The 17,581-nt window shown below is 61.8% G+C and carries 16 protein-coding genes; 7 read left to right on the forward strand and 9 right to left on the reverse strand.

The genetic code is table 11. From position 1 onward, the window contains the following. Positions 1-23 precede the first annotated feature (23 nt). The 3 genes from KZO83_RS02525 to KZO83_RS02535 all read right to left on the reverse strand — a co-directional run bounded on the left by KZO83_RS02525 (position 24) and on the right by KZO83_RS02535 (position 4,153). On the reverse strand, positions 24-1,208 hold the full coding sequence (locus tag KZO83_RS02525) for an HlyD family secretion protein (protein ID WP_247619638.1): 1,185 nt from the start codon (positions 1,206-1,208) through the stop codon (positions 24-26). A gap of 43 nt (positions 1,209-1,251) precedes the next feature. Next, positions 1,252-2,805, reverse strand: a complete 1,554-nt coding sequence (locus KZO83_RS02530) for a DHA2 family efflux MFS transporter permease subunit (protein WP_247619639.1) — start codon at positions 2,803-2,805, stop codon at positions 1,252-1,254. Between the two features lie 244 nt (positions 2,806-3,049). Further along, a complete protein-coding gene (locus tag KZO83_RS02535; protein ID WP_247619640.1) occupies positions 3,050-4,153 on the reverse strand; it encodes an NAD(P)H-dependent flavin oxidoreductase in 1,104 nt (367 codons plus the stop codon). A 342-nt stretch (positions 4,154-4,495) separates the two neighbouring features. Between KZO83_RS02535 and mtgA the strand changes: the two genes are divergently transcribed. Beyond that, complete coding sequence (gene mtgA, locus KZO83_RS02540) at positions 4,496-5,200, forward strand: monofunctional biosynthetic peptidoglycan transglycosylase (protein ID WP_247619641.1); 705 nt, start codon at positions 4,496-4,498, stop codon at positions 5,198-5,200. A gap of 59 nt (positions 5,201-5,259) precedes the next feature. Then, positions 5,260-6,186, forward strand: coding sequence for a Gfo/Idh/MocA family protein (locus KZO83_RS02545; protein ID WP_247619642.1), 927 nt, complete (start codon positions 5,260-5,262; stop codon positions 6,184-6,186). A gap of 23 nt (positions 6,187-6,209) precedes the next feature. Here the strand turns inward: KZO83_RS02545 and KZO83_RS02550 are convergent, their stop codons facing one another. Further along, positions 6,210-7,148, reverse strand: coding sequence for a LysR substrate-binding domain-containing protein (locus KZO83_RS02550; RefSeq protein ID WP_247619643.1), 939 nt, complete (start codon positions 7,146-7,148; stop codon positions 6,210-6,212). 198 nt (positions 7,149-7,346) lie between these two features. On the opposite strand from KZO83_RS02550, the gene KZO83_RS02555 reads away from it, so the two are divergent. The 5 genes from KZO83_RS02555 to araD1 are packed head-to-tail and all read left to right on the forward strand — an operon-like array spanning position 7,347 to position 12,778. Further along, entirely contained in the window at positions 7,347-8,336 is a 990-nt protein-coding gene (locus KZO83_RS02555) for an arabinose ABC transporter substrate-binding protein (protein WP_247619644.1), read from the forward strand. 53 nt (positions 8,337-8,389) lie between these two features. Beyond that, complete coding sequence (araG, locus tag KZO83_RS02560) at positions 8,390-9,883, forward strand: L-arabinose ABC transporter ATP-binding protein AraG (RefSeq protein WP_247619645.1); 1,494 nt, start codon at positions 8,390-8,392, stop codon at positions 9,881-9,883. 52 nt (positions 9,884-9,935) lie between these two features. Next, positions 9,936-10,937, forward strand: coding sequence for an L-arabinose ABC transporter permease AraH (araH, locus tag KZO83_RS02565; RefSeq protein ID WP_178997967.1), 1,002 nt, complete (start codon positions 9,936-9,938; stop codon positions 10,935-10,937). 6 nt (positions 10,938-10,943) lie between these two features. After that, positions 10,944-11,729, forward strand: a complete 786-nt coding sequence (locus KZO83_RS02570; RefSeq protein ID WP_247619646.1) for an SDR family oxidoreductase — start codon at positions 10,944-10,946, stop codon at positions 11,727-11,729. 41 nt (positions 11,730-11,770) lie between these two features. Further along, complete coding sequence (gene araD1 / locus KZO83_RS02575; protein WP_247619647.1) at positions 11,771-12,778, forward strand: AraD1 family protein; 1,008 nt, start codon at positions 11,771-11,773, stop codon at positions 12,776-12,778. Between the two features lie 101 nt (positions 12,779-12,879). On the opposite strand, the gene KZO83_RS02580 is transcribed toward araD1, so the two are convergent. From KZO83_RS02580 to KZO83_RS02600, 5 genes are all read right to left on the reverse strand, one after another. Beyond that, a complete protein-coding gene (locus KZO83_RS02580; protein ID WP_247619648.1) occupies positions 12,880-14,181 on the reverse strand; it encodes a TRAP transporter large permease in 1,302 nt (433 codons plus the stop codon). Between the two features lie 28 nt (positions 14,182-14,209). Further along, complete coding sequence (locus KZO83_RS02585) at positions 14,210-14,767, reverse strand: TRAP transporter small permease (RefSeq protein ID WP_247619649.1); 558 nt, start codon at positions 14,765-14,767, stop codon at positions 14,210-14,212. A 108-nt stretch (positions 14,768-14,875) separates the two neighbouring features. Beyond that, positions 14,876-15,856 (reverse strand): TRAP transporter substrate-binding protein, encoded by a 981-nt coding sequence (locus KZO83_RS02590; protein WP_418904298.1) that lies wholly within the window; start codon positions 15,854-15,856, stop codon positions 14,876-14,878. A gap of 95 nt (positions 15,857-15,951) precedes the next feature. Then, positions 15,952-16,896: a LysR family transcriptional regulator gene (locus KZO83_RS02595; protein ID WP_247619651.1), complete on the reverse strand. Its 945-nt coding sequence runs from the start codon at positions 16,894-16,896 to the stop codon at positions 15,952-15,954. Between the two features lie 98 nt (positions 16,897-16,994). Continuing rightward, complete coding sequence (locus tag KZO83_RS02600; RefSeq protein ID WP_040244289.1) at positions 16,995-17,432, reverse strand: VOC family protein; 438 nt, start codon at positions 17,430-17,432, stop codon at positions 16,995-16,997. Positions 17,433-17,581 lie beyond the last annotated feature (149 nt).

The raw sequence follows: 17,581 nt of genomic DNA on the forward strand, positions 1-17,581 counted from the left end.
CACTTGCGATAGGCCCGTCTTACTCAGCCGTGATCGCGCGGTTCGGCGTCGCTGACGTCGATATCCACCTCGACCATCATCCCAGGGCCGATCAGCTCGGTCGGCCCATCGTCGAATTGGATGCGCACCGGCAGGCGTTGGGTGATCTTGGTGAAGTTGCCGGAAGGGTTGGGGTCCGGCAGTAGCGCGAACTGGCTGGTGGCGGCTCGGCCGATGACGCTGACATGGCCCTTGAAGGTGGCGTCCGGGAAAGCGTCGACGGTGATCGCGACCGGTTGGCCCTGACGCAGCTCGCCGATATCGGTCTCCTTGATGTTAGCCTTGACCCAGAGTTTGTCGGGGTCGTGCATCATCAGGACCGGCTGCCCAGCGCTGATGTATTCGCCTTGATCGGCCAATGTCTTGTTGATTACGCCGTTGCTGGGGCTCGTGATATGCAGGTCGTCGAGGCGTAGGCGTTCCTCGTCGCGCTTGGCTCGGGCGGCGGCGAGGTTTCGTTCGGCGATTCCCACCTGTTTTTGCAGCACGTCGGGGTTGGGCAATGGCATCTGCGAACCGTTGATGAAGCCCACCTGAGCGTTATCGGCCAGCGCCTGGCTGACTTCCACTTCTTGCTGTGCCTGGGCGTGCTCGGCCTTGGCGGCCTGATAAGCGTAATAATCCTGATCGCGACGCTGTTCGGAGACCGAGTTCTTCTTGTACAGCGTATCGGCACGCTTGAACTCGCGTTCGGCCTCGGTGAGTCGTGCCTGGGCGGCTTCCTCGGCGGCTTGGCTGGCCTCGAGGTCTTGATGGGTCAAGTTCATGCCGCCTTCAAGCTGCTTTTGGGCCATCGCCAAACGTGCCTTCTCGTAGTCGAGCTGAGCCTGCTGCGCGGCGACGTTGGCCTCGAGCGATGCCATCTTGCGCTCATCGGGCTTACTGTAGAGCGATGCCACGGCGTCACCTTGCTTCAGGGTATCGCCCTCGGTGAGCGTGAAGTCGGTGATGCGACCGTCCAGGCGGCTACTGACCGTGATCTGATCGGCCATGACGCGGGCGTCCTGAGCGCTGACGTGGGTCACGCGATGAGCGATGGCGAAGCCGAGCCAGATCAAACAGAGCACGACGAGAATCGCCAGAATTAGCCACTTGCCGCGCGGCGGCAGGCGGCGTTTGTCGGTTGCCTGTGGTGTTGTGTCATCGGTCATGGTGGTGTCGTTGGTCATGACAGTGTCCTTGGTCGAAACGTGCGTTACGTAGACGTCGTGGTCACTTGGGCGTCGTGGCGCGCCAGCGGCTGAGCAGAAGCGAGGGGATCGCGACGATGAACAGGCTCCCCGTGAGCACCCAGAAGCCATCCTGATAAGCGAGGATCGATGCCCAGATCGTCTCGATACGTTCCATCAGATATCCGGCCATGGCACCTTGTTGGGTGGCGGAGGTGCCGAGATGGCCAGCCAGCTCGGCGAGCTGGTGGAGTTGCTGCTGGGCGAGGGCGTTATCGGCGTTGACGCCCGCGTTGAGCGCTTGTCCATGCTGTACCGTTTGCCGGTCGAGCAGAATGACCAACGCCGCCGTGCCCAGTGCACCGCCGAGCTGCAACGCGAAGTTGATAGCGCCGGAGCCGTGGCCGGTCAGGTGCCGGGGCAGTCCGGCGATGGCGTTGGAAAGTGTTGGCGGAGGAAACGCGGCCATGCCGATGGACAGAATGCCCATCGCCGTCGCCAGGTACGCGAACGAGGTATTCCAGTCCATTTGTGCCATCAACCACACCGCATACATCGTGCAGGCCAGCCCCGGCATGGTGAGTCGGTGCGGTGGGTGACGGTCGCTCAACCAGCCCACTAGTGGCACTAGCACTCCCAGCACGGCGGTGGAGGGCAGAAAGATCTGTCCGGCGGTGATCGGGCTGTAATGCAGCACCGACTGCACGAACTGAGGCAGCAAATACATGATGCCGTAGAAGGTGCCACCGAACAGGAACATCGCCAGGGTGCCGACCACGAACACGCGATTGCGGAAAATCGCTAGGTCCATCAACGGATGCTCGGTGCGCTTCTGCCAAACCACGAACGCGGTGCCACAGACGAGGGCGATGAGGATCAAGCCCGGCACGCGCGGGTCATACCAGCCCCAGCGCTGGCCGTTGGAAAGCGCCGCGAGCAGTGAGAAAACCGCAACGAATAGCAGCACGACGCCGGCCCAGTCGAAGGGCGGGCGCGGGCCCTTCTGTTCTCGCGAGGGCAGGAAGAAGTAGCCCATCACCGCCGCCGCCACGCAGATCGGTAGGGTCACGAAGAAGACGTAGCGCCAGGTGAAATGCTCGACCAGCCAGCCGCCGATCACCGTGGCCAGCGTCAGCGGCAGTCCCAGGCACATGCCGTACATCGCTGTCGCCATGCCGCGTCCTTCGGGCGGATAAGCCGCGAACAGCGCCTGCATCGCCACCGGGCGGATCAGCCCCGTCATTCCGCCTTGGATGACGCGCGCGGCAACGAGCATGCCCATGCCTTGTCCCAACCCCCCCAGAAACGAGGCGGCGATGAACACGACCAGCAAGCCAATGAAGGTGGCGCGCTGGCCGACGGCGGAGACCAGCCACGGCGCGACGAGCAGCGAAACGGTCGTCGAGGCCAGAAAGCCGGTCGACAGCCACTGGACCTGGGAATCGCTCATGCCGAACGCGCCTTTTATATAAGGCACCGCTACATTGACGATGGTGATCGACATGCCAAGTGCCACGAGTCCCAGCATCACGGTCAGGGTGACCCACAGGCGGTAGCGGGGGCCGTAGCGTTCGAAGAGCCGGTCGACCTGCGTCATGCGCGACCACCGATGCAGAGGGAGCGATGGCACCGGGAAGCGGGTGCCAGCGAGAGAGGATGCAAAGCCTTGTCCTTGTGTGTCGTGGGCGTTACCGGAAGCGGATGCGACGTCGCTGAGGACGAAAGCAGGCGAATCGATAACGTGACGATATTTTGTTGGCTAAGGGATTATGACGGCTTTGCAGGTCGTCTTTCAACGGGCTGATCGTCGGAGGTGGCAAGTCAGGGTGACGGGGGCGTGATCAACGCGGAGCCAGCGTCTGGAGTCGTGCCAGCGTCTCGTTGCCCAGTCGGCGCGTGAGAGTCTCGGCGTCGCCCTGGAGCGCCAGTGCCGCTGCCTGGCCGGCCCACAGCGATGAGAAGTCGCCACGTCCTTGGGCCTCGGCGGCTTGCTTGAGCGGAGCGAGCGCGCCACCGGCGGTGGGGAAGGGCGGGGCGGCTGGCGAGAGCGGGCCGAGCTCATGAATCACTCGATTGACGAGGCTGCGCGCCGGGCGGCCGGAGAACAGGCGGGTGACGACGGTGTTGTCGTCGCGGGCCTTGGTCAGGGCAGCGCGATGAATGTCGCTGATCAGACTTTCCGGCGTGGACAGGTAGTAGCTGCCGAGCTGCACGCCACAGGCACCCAACGCGAAGGCGGCGGCGACACCGCGTGCGTCGCCGATGCCGCCGGCGGCGATGACGGGCCGGTCGATGGCATCGACGAGCTGCGGCACCAGCGCGAAGGTGCCGGGCTGGCGGGCCATGGCGTCGGCCACCGTGTCCGCGCGGGTATCCTCCAGAAAAACACCACGGTGTCCGCCGGCTTCGAGCCCCTGGGCGATGATGATGCCCGCACCGTTGGTGGCCAGCCAGCGCCCCTCGGCGACGGTGGTGGCACTGGCCATGACGGTGGCGCCGGTGGCCTTCACGCGAGCCAGCAAGGGCGCGTCCGGCAAGCCGAAATGAAAGCTCACGACCTCGGGACGCAGACGCTCGACCAGCGCGCACTGGACCTCGTCGAAGGGCGTGCGTTGGGCGGCCGGGGCGGCATCCTCGGGGTCGAGTCCCGCCTCGCGATAAAACGGTGCCAAGCGCTCGCGCCAGGCAGCTTCGGCGCAGGGATCGGGCGGTGACGGCAAGTGGCAGAAAAAGTTGAGATTGAGCGGGCCGGTGGCATGCTCGCGAAACCGTGCGACTTCCTGCTCGATGCGCTTGGGGGCGAGCGTGGCGCAAGGGATGGAGCCCAGCGCGCCCCCTCGACTAGCGGCGATGGCCAGTGTCGCGTCGTTGGCGCCAGCCATGGGAGCCTGGACGATGGGCAGTTCGATGGCGAGGCGGTCGAGCAGTTCACGTTGCGGCCACATGGCGATGCTCCCGGGTATCACGGTAAGGAGGCGGCGACCCTGGTATCAGGACCGGCACGACCCATGATCGAATGACCGGGGCGGGGTTGCAAGCACACTAATATGGATGTCATATCGCACTACTTTGGTATCACGCCTTTGGTCTTGGGTGTGCAGGGTGGTATCCGTTTATTAGGGGGCATGCGAATATGATAATCGAATAGATATCGCTTTTGGCCACGAAACGCATTAGATGGCTATCGGCACACGCAGTAGGTTGACGTCGGGCTATGCGGCAGTCTGTTAACGGGCAGGCCTGATATACTCCTTCGTCATGATGCTGCGACCCAATAAGGCTAACGCATGACGCGGGATTGGTTGCGCAGGGGACTGCGCTTTTTATTGTTCGTGATACTTGGCTTCGTGGGGCTATCGGTGCTCCTGGTGCTGGTGTTTCGCGTGGTACCGGTGTTCGGCTCGACGGTGATGCTGGAGCGCAAGATCGAGTCGTGGGTGAGTGGCGAGCCGATCTCGATCCACCAGCAATGGCGGCCATGGGCGTCGCTTTCCGACAATGCCAAGCTGGCGGTGATCGCCTCAGAGGACCAGCGCTTTCCCATGCATCACGGATTCGATTTCAACCAGATGCAGAAGGCACTAGACGCCTGGTTCAGTGGCGACAGCCTGCGCGGCGCCAGCACTATCAGTCAGCAGACCGCCAAGAACCTGTTCCTTTGGACCGATCGGACCTGGGTGCGCAAGGGGTTTGAAGCCTGGTTCACGGTCTTGATCGAACTGCTATGGCCCAAGGAGCGGATCCTCGAGGTGTATCTCAATATCGTCGAGTGGGATAGCGGCGTGTTCGGCCTAGAAGCCGCCGCGCAGCACTACTTCGGTGTGAGCGCCAACCAACTCAGCGCAGCGCAGGCTAGCCGCTTAGCGGCGATTCTGCCCAATCCGCGCGAGTGGAGCGCGTCGCGACCCTCGGCGTACATCCAGCAGCGCAGCCAGTGGATTCGGCAGCAAATGCGTCAACTGGGCGGTAGCGCTTACCTTGAGCGCCTGTAAGCGTTGTCATCGTGCTGGCCGCCGTCATTGCAGTCGCTTTTATTAGATAAGGAGCCTTCATGAATTCCACTTCCGTGGCCATCGTCGGATTCGGCAAAATCGCACGCGACCAGCACGTGCCCGCCCTGCATGACAGCGCGGCGTTCACGCTCGATGCCGTGGCCAGCCGTAATGCGTCGCTGGAGGGTGTCGCGCATTTTCGCGATATCCAGACCTTGCTCGATGAGCGTCCGGACATCCAGGCGATTTCGCTGTGCGCGCCGCCGCAAGTGCGTTATCGCCAGGCGCGCGCGGCCATCGCCGCAGGCAAGCATGTGATGCTGGAAAAACCGCCGGGTGCGACGCTGAGCGAGGTTGAAGATCTGCGTGCTCAGGCCGAGCGTGCCGGCGTGACGCTGTTCGCAACCTGGCATTCGCGTTACGCGGCGGGGGTCGCTCAAGCTCGTGAGTGGCTGAGTGGGCGTCGCGTGCGTTCGGTCAACGTGCAATGGAAGGAAGACGTACGGCGCTGGCATCCCGGCCAGGAATGGATCTGGGAAGCCGGTGGCCTGGGCGTTTTCGATCCCGGCATCAACGCGCTGTCGATCATCACTGCGATTCTGCCCGAACCGTTCTTTCTCACCCAGGGCGAGCTTGCAGTGCCGGCCAATCGGCAGGGACCGATCGCGGCGACGCTGGCGTTCCGCGATGCACATGATGCCGATATTCGAGCCGAGTTCGACTGGCGCCAGACGGGACCGCAGACCTGGGATATTTACATCGAGACCGATACCGGGCCGTTGTCACTCACCCAGGGCGGCAGTCGCTTGACCGTCGGTGATGAGGTGGTAATGGAAGGCGGCGATGCCGAGTACCCCGGGCTCTACGCTCGCTTCGCCGAGCTCATCGCTCATGGTGAGAGTGATGTCGATGTCGCGCCGCTACGGCATGTCGCCGATGCCTTCCTGCTTGGTCAGCGCGTCAGCGTCGATGCTTTCCACGAGTAAGCGTGCCTTGCTGAGGGCGTGACTCATCGACCACGGATGATCTCGCGCAGAGTCGACATCAACGCCGCCGCGCCGGGCGAAAGCCGCTGTTCGCGCAGGCTGACCAGCCCGTAGGGCTGCACGCTCAGCGCCTCTGGGAATGGCAAAATGCGAAAGCGCGGCTGGTCGCAGAGCAGGTCCGCTACCTGCCGCGTGGTCACCGTCACGGTATCCGACTTGTCGACCATGGCCAGCGCCACCAGGATGTCCGGCGTATCGACGATTTGACGCGGCAACGCCACGCCGTGATGCAGGAATAGATGGTCGACCCGCTGGCGCATCAAGGCGCCGGGCGGCTGCAATACCCAAGGGTAGTCGACCATCGCCGCCAGGTTCAGCGACTCGCGCTGGGCGAGCGGATGGTCGGCGCGACACACGAAGCACAGCGCCTCCTCGCCGATCTCTTCGAAGACGAAATCGCCCGCGGGCAGCGTCGATGGTATTCGCGCGATGGCGAAATCGAATTCGCCTTCCATGAGACGCGGAATCAGCTCGTGGCTGACATCCACGTCGATGCTGACCTTGAGGTTGGGGCGGTCGCGATGCACGCGCTCCACCGCGCTGGTCAGCAGCGTGACGGCTGGCGCCATCACCGTCCCCACCGAAACACTCCCCGCGCTGCCCGCATGCAATGCATTCAATTCGTCGCCTGCTTGATGAAGCGACGACATGATGCCGCGCGCGTGTCGAATCACCGTCTCGCCGTACCAGTTGGGGGCGATGCCGCGCGGGTGACGGTCGAACAATACGAGGCCGAGCTGGTTTTCTAGCTCACCCAGCAGTTTGGATGCCGCCGGCTGACTCATACCCAGGCGCTCGGCGGCGCGGTGCAGGTTGCGCAGCTCGTCTAGCGCGATGAACAACTGCAAATGGCGCAACTTTAGTCGCACCTTCATGAACCAGTCAGTGGGCAAGGAGCTCATGGTGTCTGGCCTCAGGAGAAAACAATAACAAAATGGATATCGGTATTTCTGTCAAGTGGCATTAGTCGGTTATTTCGCTGATGCCTATTGTTCAGACTGTTAAGAAACCTGTTCTGCAGCACAACAACAACCCCTCGAAGGGATCCAGGAGGACGCCGGATGTCATTAACAACACCTAAGACGCGTACGCTACGACCCATGACACGTACCCTACTGGGGATGGCCGTGGGCTTGGCGCTGAGCGCTGGGCCGTTGACGGCACAAGCCCAGAGCGATGAGGACGTCAAGATGGGCTTCATCGTCAAGAAGCCCGAACAGGCGTGGTTCATCAATGAGCAAGAGGCCGCGACCGCATTGGGTGAAGAGAAAGGCTTCGAAGTGGTGCGCTTGTCGGGCGAAGATGGCCAGGAAGTGTTGAGTGCCATTGATAACCTCAACTCGCAAGGCGCTCAGGGCTTCGTGATCTGTCCGCCGGATGTGCGGCTGGGGCCAGCGATCATGAACCGTGCCAAGCAATATGGCATGAAAGTGGTGACCGTCGACGATCGCTTTATCGGCAGCGATGGCGAGCCGATGGAGAACGTGCCGCACTTGGGGATGTCCGGTTATAAGATCGGTGAGCAAGTCGGTAACGCCATCGCCGAAGAGATGGACAATCGCGGCTGGGATCCGGACGAGGTCGCCGCACTGCGTATCACCAACTATGAACTGCCTACCGCAAAAGAGCGTACCGATGGCGCCACGGCTGCGTTGCTCGAGTCCGGTTTCAAGAAGGACAACATCTTCGATGCGCCGCAGCAAAATACCGATACCAGCAGCGCCTTTTCGGCGGCATCGCCGGTGTTCTCCAAGCGTGGCGATTTCGAGCACTGGGTGATCTACGCCCTCAACGAAGAGAGCGTGCTAGGCGGCGTACGCGCGAGTGAACAGTACGGACTCGATCCGGAACAGGTCATCGGCGTGGGCATCAACGGCTCCGGCGCGGCGTTCGCGGAGTTCTCGCGTGAGACGCCTACTGGCTTCCACGGTACCGTTGCCGTGAGTTCGACCATGCATGGGCGCCAGTCGGCGGACAACCTCTACCAGTGGATTACCGAAGGCGAGAAACCGCCGGCCAATACCGAGACGACCGGTAAGCTGATGACGCGGGACAACTGGCAAGACGTACGGGAAGAGCTGGGTTTGTAAGATCGATGCCCGCGCCACGTCGCGGGCATGCTTGTTTCCTTCAGGAGTGCCGTATGTCCGAGGCTTTTCTTCGTTTCGATGATATTACCGTCGAGTTTCCCGGTGTGAGGGCGCTCGACGGTGTGAGTTTTGCTGCGAAGGCCGGCGAGGTGCATGCCTTGATGGGCGAGAACGGCGCCGGGAAGTCGACCTTGCTCAAGGTACTCAGCGGCGTAAACCGTCCCTCCTCGGGCCAGTTGTGGATCGATGGCCAGTCGTATGTCTTTACCAACGCCCGAGAGGCATTGGCTCACGGCATCGCGATCATCTATCAAGAACTCACCTTGTCACCCAACTTATCGGTGGCCGAGAACCTGTTGCTGGGACAGTTGCCGGAGCGTCGCGGCTTCATCGACCGGCGTACCATGAAGGCGCGTGCTCGGGAGATTCTCGAAGATCTCGGCGAGGGGGAGATCGATCCGGCCACCAAGGTGCGAGAGCTGTCCATCGGCCAACAGCAAATGATCGAGATTGGCCGTGCACTATTACGTGACGCCAAGATCATCGCCTTCGACGAACCCACGAGCAGCCTTTCCGTGCAGGAAACACGGCAGCTCAAGCGCATCGTCGCGCGGCTACGCGAGGAAGGGCGCGTGGTGCTCTATGTCACGCACCGCATGGAAGAAGTCTTCGAGATGTGCGATGCGCTGACGGTATTCCGCGATGGGCGCCATATTTGCACCCACGAGACGTTGGACGGCGTCAATCAAGACACCTTGGTCGGCGAGATGGTGGGGCGTCAAATCGAGGACGTTTATGGCTTCAGGCAGCGTGCCATGGGCGACGTATTGATGCGTATCGACGGTCTTCAGGGGCGGGGCGTGAACGAGCCGGTCAGTCTGGAGGTGAAACGCGGCGAAGTGTTCGGTCTCTTCGGGCTTGTTGGCGCCGGGCGTAGCGAGTTGATGCGTTTGGTGTGTGGCGTGGAAAAGGCGAGCCAAGGGCAGGTGACGTTTCGCGGCAAAACCGGTGTCTTTACCTCGCCTCAACAGGCGATTCGTGCGGGCATCGCCATGTGTCCCGAGGACCGCAAATCCCAGGGAATCTTTCCCGTGGCGAGTGTCGCTGACAATCTCAATATCAGTTGTCGGCGCTTCTTCAAGCGCTGGGGCGTGTTTCGCCATGCTGGGCGTGAAGCCGATAACGCCAAGACTTATATCCAGCGTTTGAGTATCAAGACGCCGAACCATCGCACACCGATCAATACCCTCTCGGGGGGGAATCAGCAGAAGGTGATTGTCGGGCGCTGGCTGGCGGAGGAGATCGACTTGTTCGTGATGGACGAGCCCACGCGTGGCATCGACGTGGGGGCTCGACGCGATATCTACACCTTGCTGTATGACCTCGCGGACCAGGGTAAGGGCGTGATCGTGATTTCCAGCGACCTCGCTGAGGTCAGCTCGATCTGCGATCGCATCGGTGTCATGCGCGATGGCGCCCTGGTCGATATCGTACCGCGCGAGCAGGCGACCCAAGAGCGCCTGCTGGGACTGGCGCTTCCGGCTTGAGTTGCCATCAATCGCATTGCTCACCCGCTAACAACATGAAGAGATTGACCACATGAGCACAAACAAAATGGCCGCTACCGACACCTCGCCGACGGCGCCAAAACCGCGGGCCAAGGCATTGCGCACGTTGCTCGACACCTCCGGGTTGATTGCGATTTTTTTCGTCCTCTTCATCGCTTTGGCGATATTCGTGCCGGACTTTCTGACCGGCCGCAATATCGTCGGATTGCTACTCTCGGTCACCCTGATCGGCACCATCGCGACCACCATGATGATGGTGCTGGCCCTCGGCGAGGTGGATTTGTCGGTCGCCTCCATCGTCGCCTTTACCGGCGTGGTGGCTGCCGTTGTGACGTCGACCTCGGGCAGCGTCTTCATTGGCGTGCTCGTGGGGGTCGCCGCCGGTGGCGCGGTGGGGGCCTTCAATGGCTTCGTGGTATCCAAGTTCGGCATCAATTCATTGATTGCCACTTTGGCAGCGATGGAGTTCGTGCGCGGGTTGGCTTACATCACTTCCGGAGGTGATGCGGTCATGGTCACCGTGCCGAGCTTCTTCGACTTGGGCAGTGCTTCATTTCTGGGGCTGACGTTGCCGGTATGGACCATGATCGCGTGTTTCGTGGTCTTCGGAATCGTGCTCAACATGACGGCGTTCGGACGCAACACCCTGGCGACCGGTGGTAATGCCGAGGCGGCGAGCTTGGCTGGGGTCAACGTCCGTCGTCTGAAGATTACCGTGTTCGCCCTTCAGGGCGTTGTCGCGGGCATCGCTGGGGTACTGTTGGCCTCGCGCATGGGGCTTGGCGACCCCAACACCTCGATGGGGCTAGAGCTGGCGGTGATTTCCGCCTGTGTGCTGGGTGGCGTCTCGCTGTCTGGTGGGGTGGCCTCGATCACCGGCGTGCTAGTCGGCGTTTTGATCATGGGCTGCGTACAGAACGCGATGGGGCTACTCAACGTGCCCACCTTCTATCAGTATCTGGTACGCGGGGCGATCCTGCTGCTGGCGGTGATGTTCGACCGCTGGAAACAAACACGCCGCGCCAAGGGGTGACGTGCGATGGCGGAAAGAGCGCCGCGCCTGCATGGCAAACATGTCTTCATTACCGGAGCGGCGGCCGGCATCGGCCGGGCCATGGCTGAGGCCTGTATCGAGGAAGGTGCGCACGTATCGCTAGCGGATATCGATCTCGAAGGCGCGCAAGCCGTCGCCCGGCAACTGCGCGATACCGGCGGGGTGGTTGTGGCGATCGCCTGCGATATTGCCGATCCCGCTTCTGTGAACATGGCGCTCGACGCGGCACGCGAGGCGCATGGGCCGGTCACGACTCTGATCAACAATGCTGGGCGCAACGTCTTCCACACGCCGCTTGAAATGCCCGAGGCTGCCTGGCAGCGCTGCATGTCAGTGGATCTGGAAGGCGCTTGGCACTGCGCGCGCGGTGTGTTGCCAGACATGCTCGCGCAGGCGAGTGGCAGCATCATCAACGTGGCCTCGACGCATGCGTTTTCCATCCTGCCGGGCTGTTTTCCCTACGCGGTGGCCAAGCACGGTTTGATAGGGCTGACGCGGTCGCTGGGCATCGAATACGCTCGACAAGGCGTGCGCGTCAATGCCATCGCGCCGGGGTATATCGCTACGCCCGCGGTCGAGGCACACTGGCAACGATTCGACGAGCCGGACGCGGCCAGGCAGCGGATCGAGGCGCTGTTGCCGCCGGGGCGCCTGGGAACGCCGCGGGAGGTCGCCATGACGTCGGTCTTTCTCGCCTCCGACGAGGCACCGTTCATCAACGCAAGCTGTATCACCATTGATGGCGGGCGCAGCGTGGTCTATCACGATTGAGCGACCCACCGTCACCGACTCGACCTTCAGGAGCCCATAACATGCAACTCGCACAAGCTCGGAACGACAATGGCGAGCGTTTCGTCCTGGTCATCGAAGACGATCCGACACAGGCGCGTCGTCTAGATGACGTGGATAGCGTGCTAGCCCTGGCACTCACGGCGCTCGATCGCAATGTCGGGCTTGCCGCGTTGGTTGCCGAGTGGCCGGGAGAGGCCCGTATCGACGCCGCGGCATTGTCCGATCAAGGCCGCCTATTGGCACCGCTCGATCATCCCGACCCGGCGCACTTGCTGGTCACCGGCACCGGGTTGACGCATCTCGGCAGTGCCGAGGGGCGCGACAAGATGCACCGCCAAATGAACGAGGCAGATCAGAGCGAAGCGCCGCTCACCGACTCGATGAAGATGTTCCGCAAGGGGCTCGAGGGCGGTAAACCGACCGGCGATGATTTCGGCGTGCAGCCGGAGTGGTTCTACAAGGGCGATGGCGGCATCGTCATGGCCCCAGGCGAGGCGCTGCGCATGCCACATTTCGCGCTGGATGGCGGCGAAGAGCCCGAAATCGCCGGGCTGTATCTGATCGACAACGACGGCGCGCCGCGTCGCATCGGCTATGCGCTGGGCAACGAGTTCTCGGATCATGTCACCGAGCGCGAGAACTACCTGTACCTGGCGCATTCCAAGCTGCGTGCCTGTTCCTTCGGCCCGACGTTGCTCGTCGACGAACTGCCCGACGACGTGCAGGGCACATCGCGCATCCGGCGCGACGGCGGTGTGCTATGGGAGAAACCGTTCATCTCCGGCGAAGACAACATGTGCCACAGCCTCGCCAATCTCGAGGCACATCATTTCAAGTACGCGCAGTTCTGTCGGCCGGGTGACGTTCATGTGCACTTCTTCGGCACTGCGACACTGAGCTTCAGCGACGGTATCAGTGCTCAGCCGGGAGATGTGTTCGAAATCGACGCCAAGCCATTCGCCCTACCATTGCGTAATCCGCTGGCAAAGGACGCCACCGCACCGGTGCCGAGCGTCAAACCTCTGTAAGTCTTTCAGGCTATTTTGACCCGAACCCCAACGGCCGCTGGAGCATACCAGCGGCCGTTGGGGTTGTGGCGGGTTGGCGTTGTGCTGAGGGAGTATGTCGGTCAGTTCATCGCTTGCGGTAGATACAATGCGATCCCAGGGAACAGGTGCAATAGCACCACGGCGAGGATCATTAGCAAGAAGAACGGCAGGGTAGCGCGGGTGATGGTGATGATGTCCTTGCCGGTCAGTCCCTGAATGACGAACAGGTTGAAGCCGACCGGCGGTGTGATCTGCGACATTTCCACCACGATGACCAGGTAGATGCCGAACCAGATGAGGTCGATCCCTGCGCCTTCGATCAGCGGCATGATGATCGACGTGACCAGCAGGATCAGCGAGATACCGTCGAGGAAGCAGCCCAGTACCAATAAGAAGAGTGTCAGAACCACCAGCAGCATGGTTGGGGACAGTCCCATCTCGGCGATGGCGTTAGCGAGCTGCATGGGCAGTTGCGTGAAACTCATTGCCGAGGAGAGAAAAGAGGCGCCTGCGATGATGAAGGCGATCATGCACGCCGTGCGCAGCGCCGCGAAGAGCGAGTCGAGAAAGATGGCCTTGTTGAAGTGACCGTTGCCCCGCGCGATCAGCATCGACAGCACCACGCCGACGGCGGCGGCTTCGGTGGGCGAGGCCAGCCCGCCGTAGATGCTGCCCAGGATGCCGCCGATGAGCGCCAGTAGTGGGATCAACTGGGCGCTATTGCGAAGCTTCTGTCCGAACGGCATGTGGGCCGCGCCCTCGCCGGCACGCCCTTGGCGGTTGCCGACCAGCAACGACCAACCGATCAGGTAGGTCATGAACAGACCCAGCAGCAGTAAGCCCGGCAGAATGCCGGCGATGAATAGCCGCGAGATTGACTGCTCGGTCACCACGCCGTAGACGATCATCATGATCGAAGGTGGAATCAGCAGGCCCAGCGTCGAGGCGCTGGCCAGCGTGCCGATGGCAAGGTTACCGTCGTAGCCGCGGCGTTCCAGCTCGGGCAGCGTCATCTTGCCGACCGTGGCGCAGGTCGCCGCCGAAGAGCCGCATACGGCGGCGAACAGGCCGCTACCGATGATATTGGAATGCAGCAAGCGTCCCGGCAGGCGGTTGAGCCAGGGCGCCAGGGCGCGAAACATGTTGTCCGCAAGCCCCGAGCGAAACAGGATTTCTCCCATCCATACGAACATCGGCAGAGCGGTCAAATCCCAGCCGTAGCTGGCGCCCCAGAAGTCGGACGCCAGAATGGGGCCGGGCTCGAAACTGCCGAAGAACGTCAGGGCGATCCAGCCAGTTCCCAGCAGGGCAAAGGCGATCCATACGCCGCCGCCGAGAAGCAGCGCCAGGGCGAGGATCGTGACGAGACTGAGGGTCAGCATGACAAGGTATCCTCTCGCGTATGGCGGATCATGAGTCACCGTCCTGTGGCTCGGGTGCCACATAAGAAGCAGGGGCCGTGAAAGCCGTGCGCAGGGTACCCAACAAGGTTTCGAGGAGCGCCACGCACATCAAAGCGATGCCAACGACGAGAACGCTTTGCGGTATCCATAGTGGAATGGCGAGCAATCCCGAGGACACATCGTTGTATTCGAGGCTTTCACGCACCAGGCCCACCAGTTCCCAAGTGAGCAGTACACTAAGCGCCAGCGCCACCAGCAGACAGAGTGTCTCGACCCATACGCGGGCACGCGGTGGCAGACGTGAAATGACCAGCGTCACGCGGATATGTGCGTGGTGCGTGAAGGTATAGGCTATGCTTAAAAAAGTGGCGCCCACCAGCAGATAAGCGGCCATTTCCGAGACGCCGGGAATTTCGAGCCCCAGGCGCGCGTTGCCCGCCAGGACCAGCAACGCATCCAGGCAGCGCAGTAGCACTTGAACGGTGACGATGGCACAGATCGCCAGCATGCAAGCCGCGGCGCCCCAAGCGCCGAGGCGATAGAGTCTGTCGAGTCGGTAGGTCATGTCGGTCACTCACGAATCGGGGGCGAAGACGTCATCTAACGTTCGCGACCGCCATGCATTATGGCGATCACGAAGCGTCGAATGTCGTCTTGGGTCGGATGTGACGCGTCAGTCGTCGGCCTGGCGCTCGCGATAGCGCTCGATCAGCATCTTGGCCTGATCGCCAGCGCGTTCCTGCCAGTTCTCGAACAGCGAGTCGCCGGCAGCCTCGAGATCCTTGGCCAGCTGGCCGCTGGGCTTGGAAATCGTGATGTCGTGTTCCTTCAGAGCCTTGGCGCTCTCGGCGCTGTCCTCGCGGCTGGCCTGCCAGCCACGTCGTTCGGCTTCAGCGGCGGCATCCAGCACGGCTTGCTGCGTCTCGTCATCGAGTTGGTCGAAGGCACGTTTATTGACGAACACGATGTTCTTGGGCAGCCACAAGTTGGCATCGCTGTAATGCGAGACATAGTCCCAGGCTGACATCGACTTACCCGTGGAGACCGACGTAATCATGGCGTCGACGCGTCCGGTGCTGAACGCAGTGGGAATATCGGCCTCTTCGGTTTCGGTGGGCGTGCCACCGAGATTCTCGACGAAGCGTTGCGTGTTGATGTTGGGGGCACGCACGCGCAGCCCCTCGAACTGCGATGCATCGGTCAGCTCGAAGTCGGTATAGATGCCCTGCGCCGGCCACGGTACGGCATACAGCGGCATCAGGCCTTCATCGGCGAACATCTGGGTGATGATCGGCTTGGAGGCCTGCCAGAGGTCGTAGGCATCTTCGTAGCTCCCGGCCAGTCCCGGCAAGGTATCCACTTCGTAGATCGGCGATTCGTTGGAGAGCGACGAAAGGAACACTTCGCCCGCCTGGACGGTGCCGCGTCGCACGGAAGGTTTGATCTCGGAGTGCGCGATCAACGAGCCGCCGCTATGCACAGTGATGTCCAGTTCACCGTCGGTAGCGTCGGCGACGTCCTCGGCGAATTGTTTGGTGTTCTGAGTATGAAAGCTGGCATCGCCATAGGGTGTGGCGAGGTTCCATTGCGCGGCCATGGCGCTGCTGGCAATGCCAAGCGAGCCGAGTGCCGCCAGCCAGGCGAAAGAATGCATCGTACGCATGTTCAATTCCTCATTGTTATTGAACTTGGAAGACGATTTCATTCTTCAAGTGGCGATGCGTTGGCGTCAAATCGTTAATTCTGATGTCAAGTATCGACGTAACCTTTCATAGTGGTCGGTGATGAAAGCTTTCCGTGATCCTGGGCGTAATCGGCGGCGCACTGCTTGGCCAGGCGAGCCACGCTGGCGCAGAAGCTCGGGTAGTTGGAACGGCGCCAGATGGCGTCATAGATCATCGGTGGCAGGGGTTCTTCCAGCGTCAGACGCTCCAGGTTACCGGCCTCCACGGCATCGCGTACCGTGGCGACCGGTAAGACGCCGATGCCCAGCCCCTCGATGCTCATGCGCATGATGGTCATCAGCGTGCTGGTGGAGTGAATGCGTGGCGTGTCGATGCCCAGCGCGGTGAGGTAGGCGACCAGCTCGCTGTAGGGCCGCGCCTGCTTGCTGAAGGAAATGAACGCCGTGTCGGCGAAGGTCGCCATATCGCCATGGCGTAATGCGGCGGCTAGCTCGGGGGCGGCGAACATACCCATCTCGTAGGTGCAAAGCGGCGTCTGAATGGCAGAGAGACCCGGCGCTAGGCCGTCCATGGCGAACAGCATGTCGAGATCGTTCTCGGCCAGGCGTTGATGTAAAAAGGGGGAAATATCCACCATCAACTCGATGGTCAGTTGCGGATAGCGCTCTGCCAGTCGGCGCATGAAGGTCGGGCACCAACTGCTGGCGATGGTCTCGATAACCCCAAGGCGCAGCGTGCCGGAGAACGATTCCTCGTCCTGGAACAGGCGCATGGCCTCGTCGCGTCCCTCGAGTAGACGTTCTGCATGGGTGAAGAACTCGCGGCCGCGAAGCGTGGGTTGCACGGGGCGCGCCGAGCGGTCGAGAAGCGATTCGCCGACGCTGTCTTCGAGCCGGGTGATACGGTCCGAGATCGATGGCTGGGTGAGGTGCAGCTTGGTCGCGCCCTTGCGGAACGAGCCCAGGCGCACCACCCAGACGAACGCCTCGAGTTCCTTGAAATCGAACATCGGTGATCCTGCACAGGTCGCCGCGCGATTCCCGCGCGGCGAAAAGGAAGCGGCGTCGAGTACTCTGTCTTCTTGAAAAGCGATGTCTTCCTGAAAAGCTATGCCTTCTTGAACAGCTGTGTCTCGCGATCTTTGAAGGCCTTGAATTCTAGGGCATTGCCGGAGGGATCGTAGAAGAACATGGTGGCTTGCTCGCCGGGTTCGCCCTTGAAGCGTACGTAGGGCTCTATTTCGAAGGCGATGCCATGAGCGCTTAGCTTGTCGGCCAGGGCCTGCCAGGCCTGCATCTCGAGAACCACGCCGAAATGCGGCACCGGCACGCCATGACCGTCCACCGGATTCTTGTGACTGGCCACGGCGGTGTCCTTCAGGGCAGGGTTGAGATGGCAGACGAACTGGTGGCCGAAGAGGTCGAAGTCGACCCAGCTCTCCGATGAGCGGCCCTCGGGGCAGCCTAGGAAGTCGCCGTAGAAACGCCGGGCTTCGTCGATGTCGCGCACCTGCACGGCGAGATGGAAGGGATCGCTTACGGCCATGGGAGCATCCTCGGTGTCAGTTGTGATTGGCATTCGTGAGCCTCGATTCTTTAGCCCGGCGCTGTGCGGCGTCAACTCGTTTTCCCGCGCCGCGCTGAAAGGTTCCACCGATATCGTGCATCGCGAAAAACGATTGGACCGCGCCTCGT

Source organism: Chromohalobacter moromii, from assembly GCF_023091865.1.
Classification (GTDB): domain Bacteria; phylum Pseudomonadota; class Gammaproteobacteria; order Pseudomonadales; family Halomonadaceae; genus Chromohalobacter; species Chromohalobacter moromii.

Bases quoted from the DNA above. Each gene is read 5' to 3' on its own strand.
- KZO83_RS02600 (WP_040244289.1), bottom strand. From the start codon at position 17,432: ATGGCCGTAAGCGATCCCTTCCATCTCGCCGTGCAGGTGCGCGACATC.
- mtgA (WP_247619641.1), top strand. From the start codon at position 4,496: ATGACGCGGGATTGGTTGCGCAGGGGACTGCGCTTTTTATTGTTCGTG.
- KZO83_RS02595 (WP_247619651.1), bottom strand. From the start codon at position 16,896: ATGTTCGATTTCAAGGAACTCGAGGCGTTCGTCTGGGTGGTGCGCCTG.
- araG (WP_247619645.1), top strand. From the start codon at position 8,390: ATGTCCGAGGCTTTTCTTCGTTTCGATGATATTACCGTCGAGTTTCCC.
- KZO83_RS02580 (WP_247619648.1), bottom strand. From the start codon at position 14,181: ATGCTGACCCTCAGTCTCGTCACGATCCTCGCCCTGGCGCTGCTTCTC.
- araD1 (WP_247619647.1), top strand. From the start codon at position 11,771: ATGCAACTCGCACAAGCTCGGAACGACAATGGCGAGCGTTTCGTCCTG.
- KZO83_RS02570 (WP_247619646.1), top strand. From the start codon at position 10,944: ATGGCGGAAAGAGCGCCGCGCCTGCATGGCAAACATGTCTTCATTACC.
- KZO83_RS02535 (WP_247619640.1), bottom strand. From the start codon at position 4,153: ATGTGGCCGCAACGTGAACTGCTCGACCGCCTCGCCATCGAACTGCCC.
- KZO83_RS02590 (WP_418904298.1), bottom strand. From the start codon at position 15,856: ATGCATTCTTTCGCCTGGCTGGCGGCACTCGGCTCGCTTGGCATTGCC.
- KZO83_RS02585 (WP_247619649.1), bottom strand. From the start codon at position 14,767: ATGACCTACCGACTCGACAGACTCTATCGCCTCGGCGCTTGGGGCGCC.
- KZO83_RS02530 (WP_247619639.1), bottom strand. From the start codon at position 2,805: ATGACGCAGGTCGACCGGCTCTTCGAACGCTACGGCCCCCGCTACCGC.
- KZO83_RS02525 (WP_247619638.1), bottom strand. From the start codon at position 1,208: ATGACCAACGACACCACCATGACCGATGACACAACACCACAGGCAACC.
- KZO83_RS02555 (WP_247619644.1), top strand. From the start codon at position 7,347: ATGACACGTACCCTACTGGGGATGGCCGTGGGCTTGGCGCTGAGCGCT.
- KZO83_RS02545 (WP_247619642.1), top strand. From the start codon at position 5,260: ATGAATTCCACTTCCGTGGCCATCGTCGGATTCGGCAAAATCGCACGC.
- KZO83_RS02550 (WP_247619643.1), bottom strand. From the start codon at position 7,148: ATGAGCTCCTTGCCCACTGACTGGTTCATGAAGGTGCGACTAAAGTTG.
- araH (WP_178997967.1), top strand. From the start codon at position 9,936: ATGAGCACAAACAAAATGGCCGCTACCGACACCTCGCCGACGGCGCCA.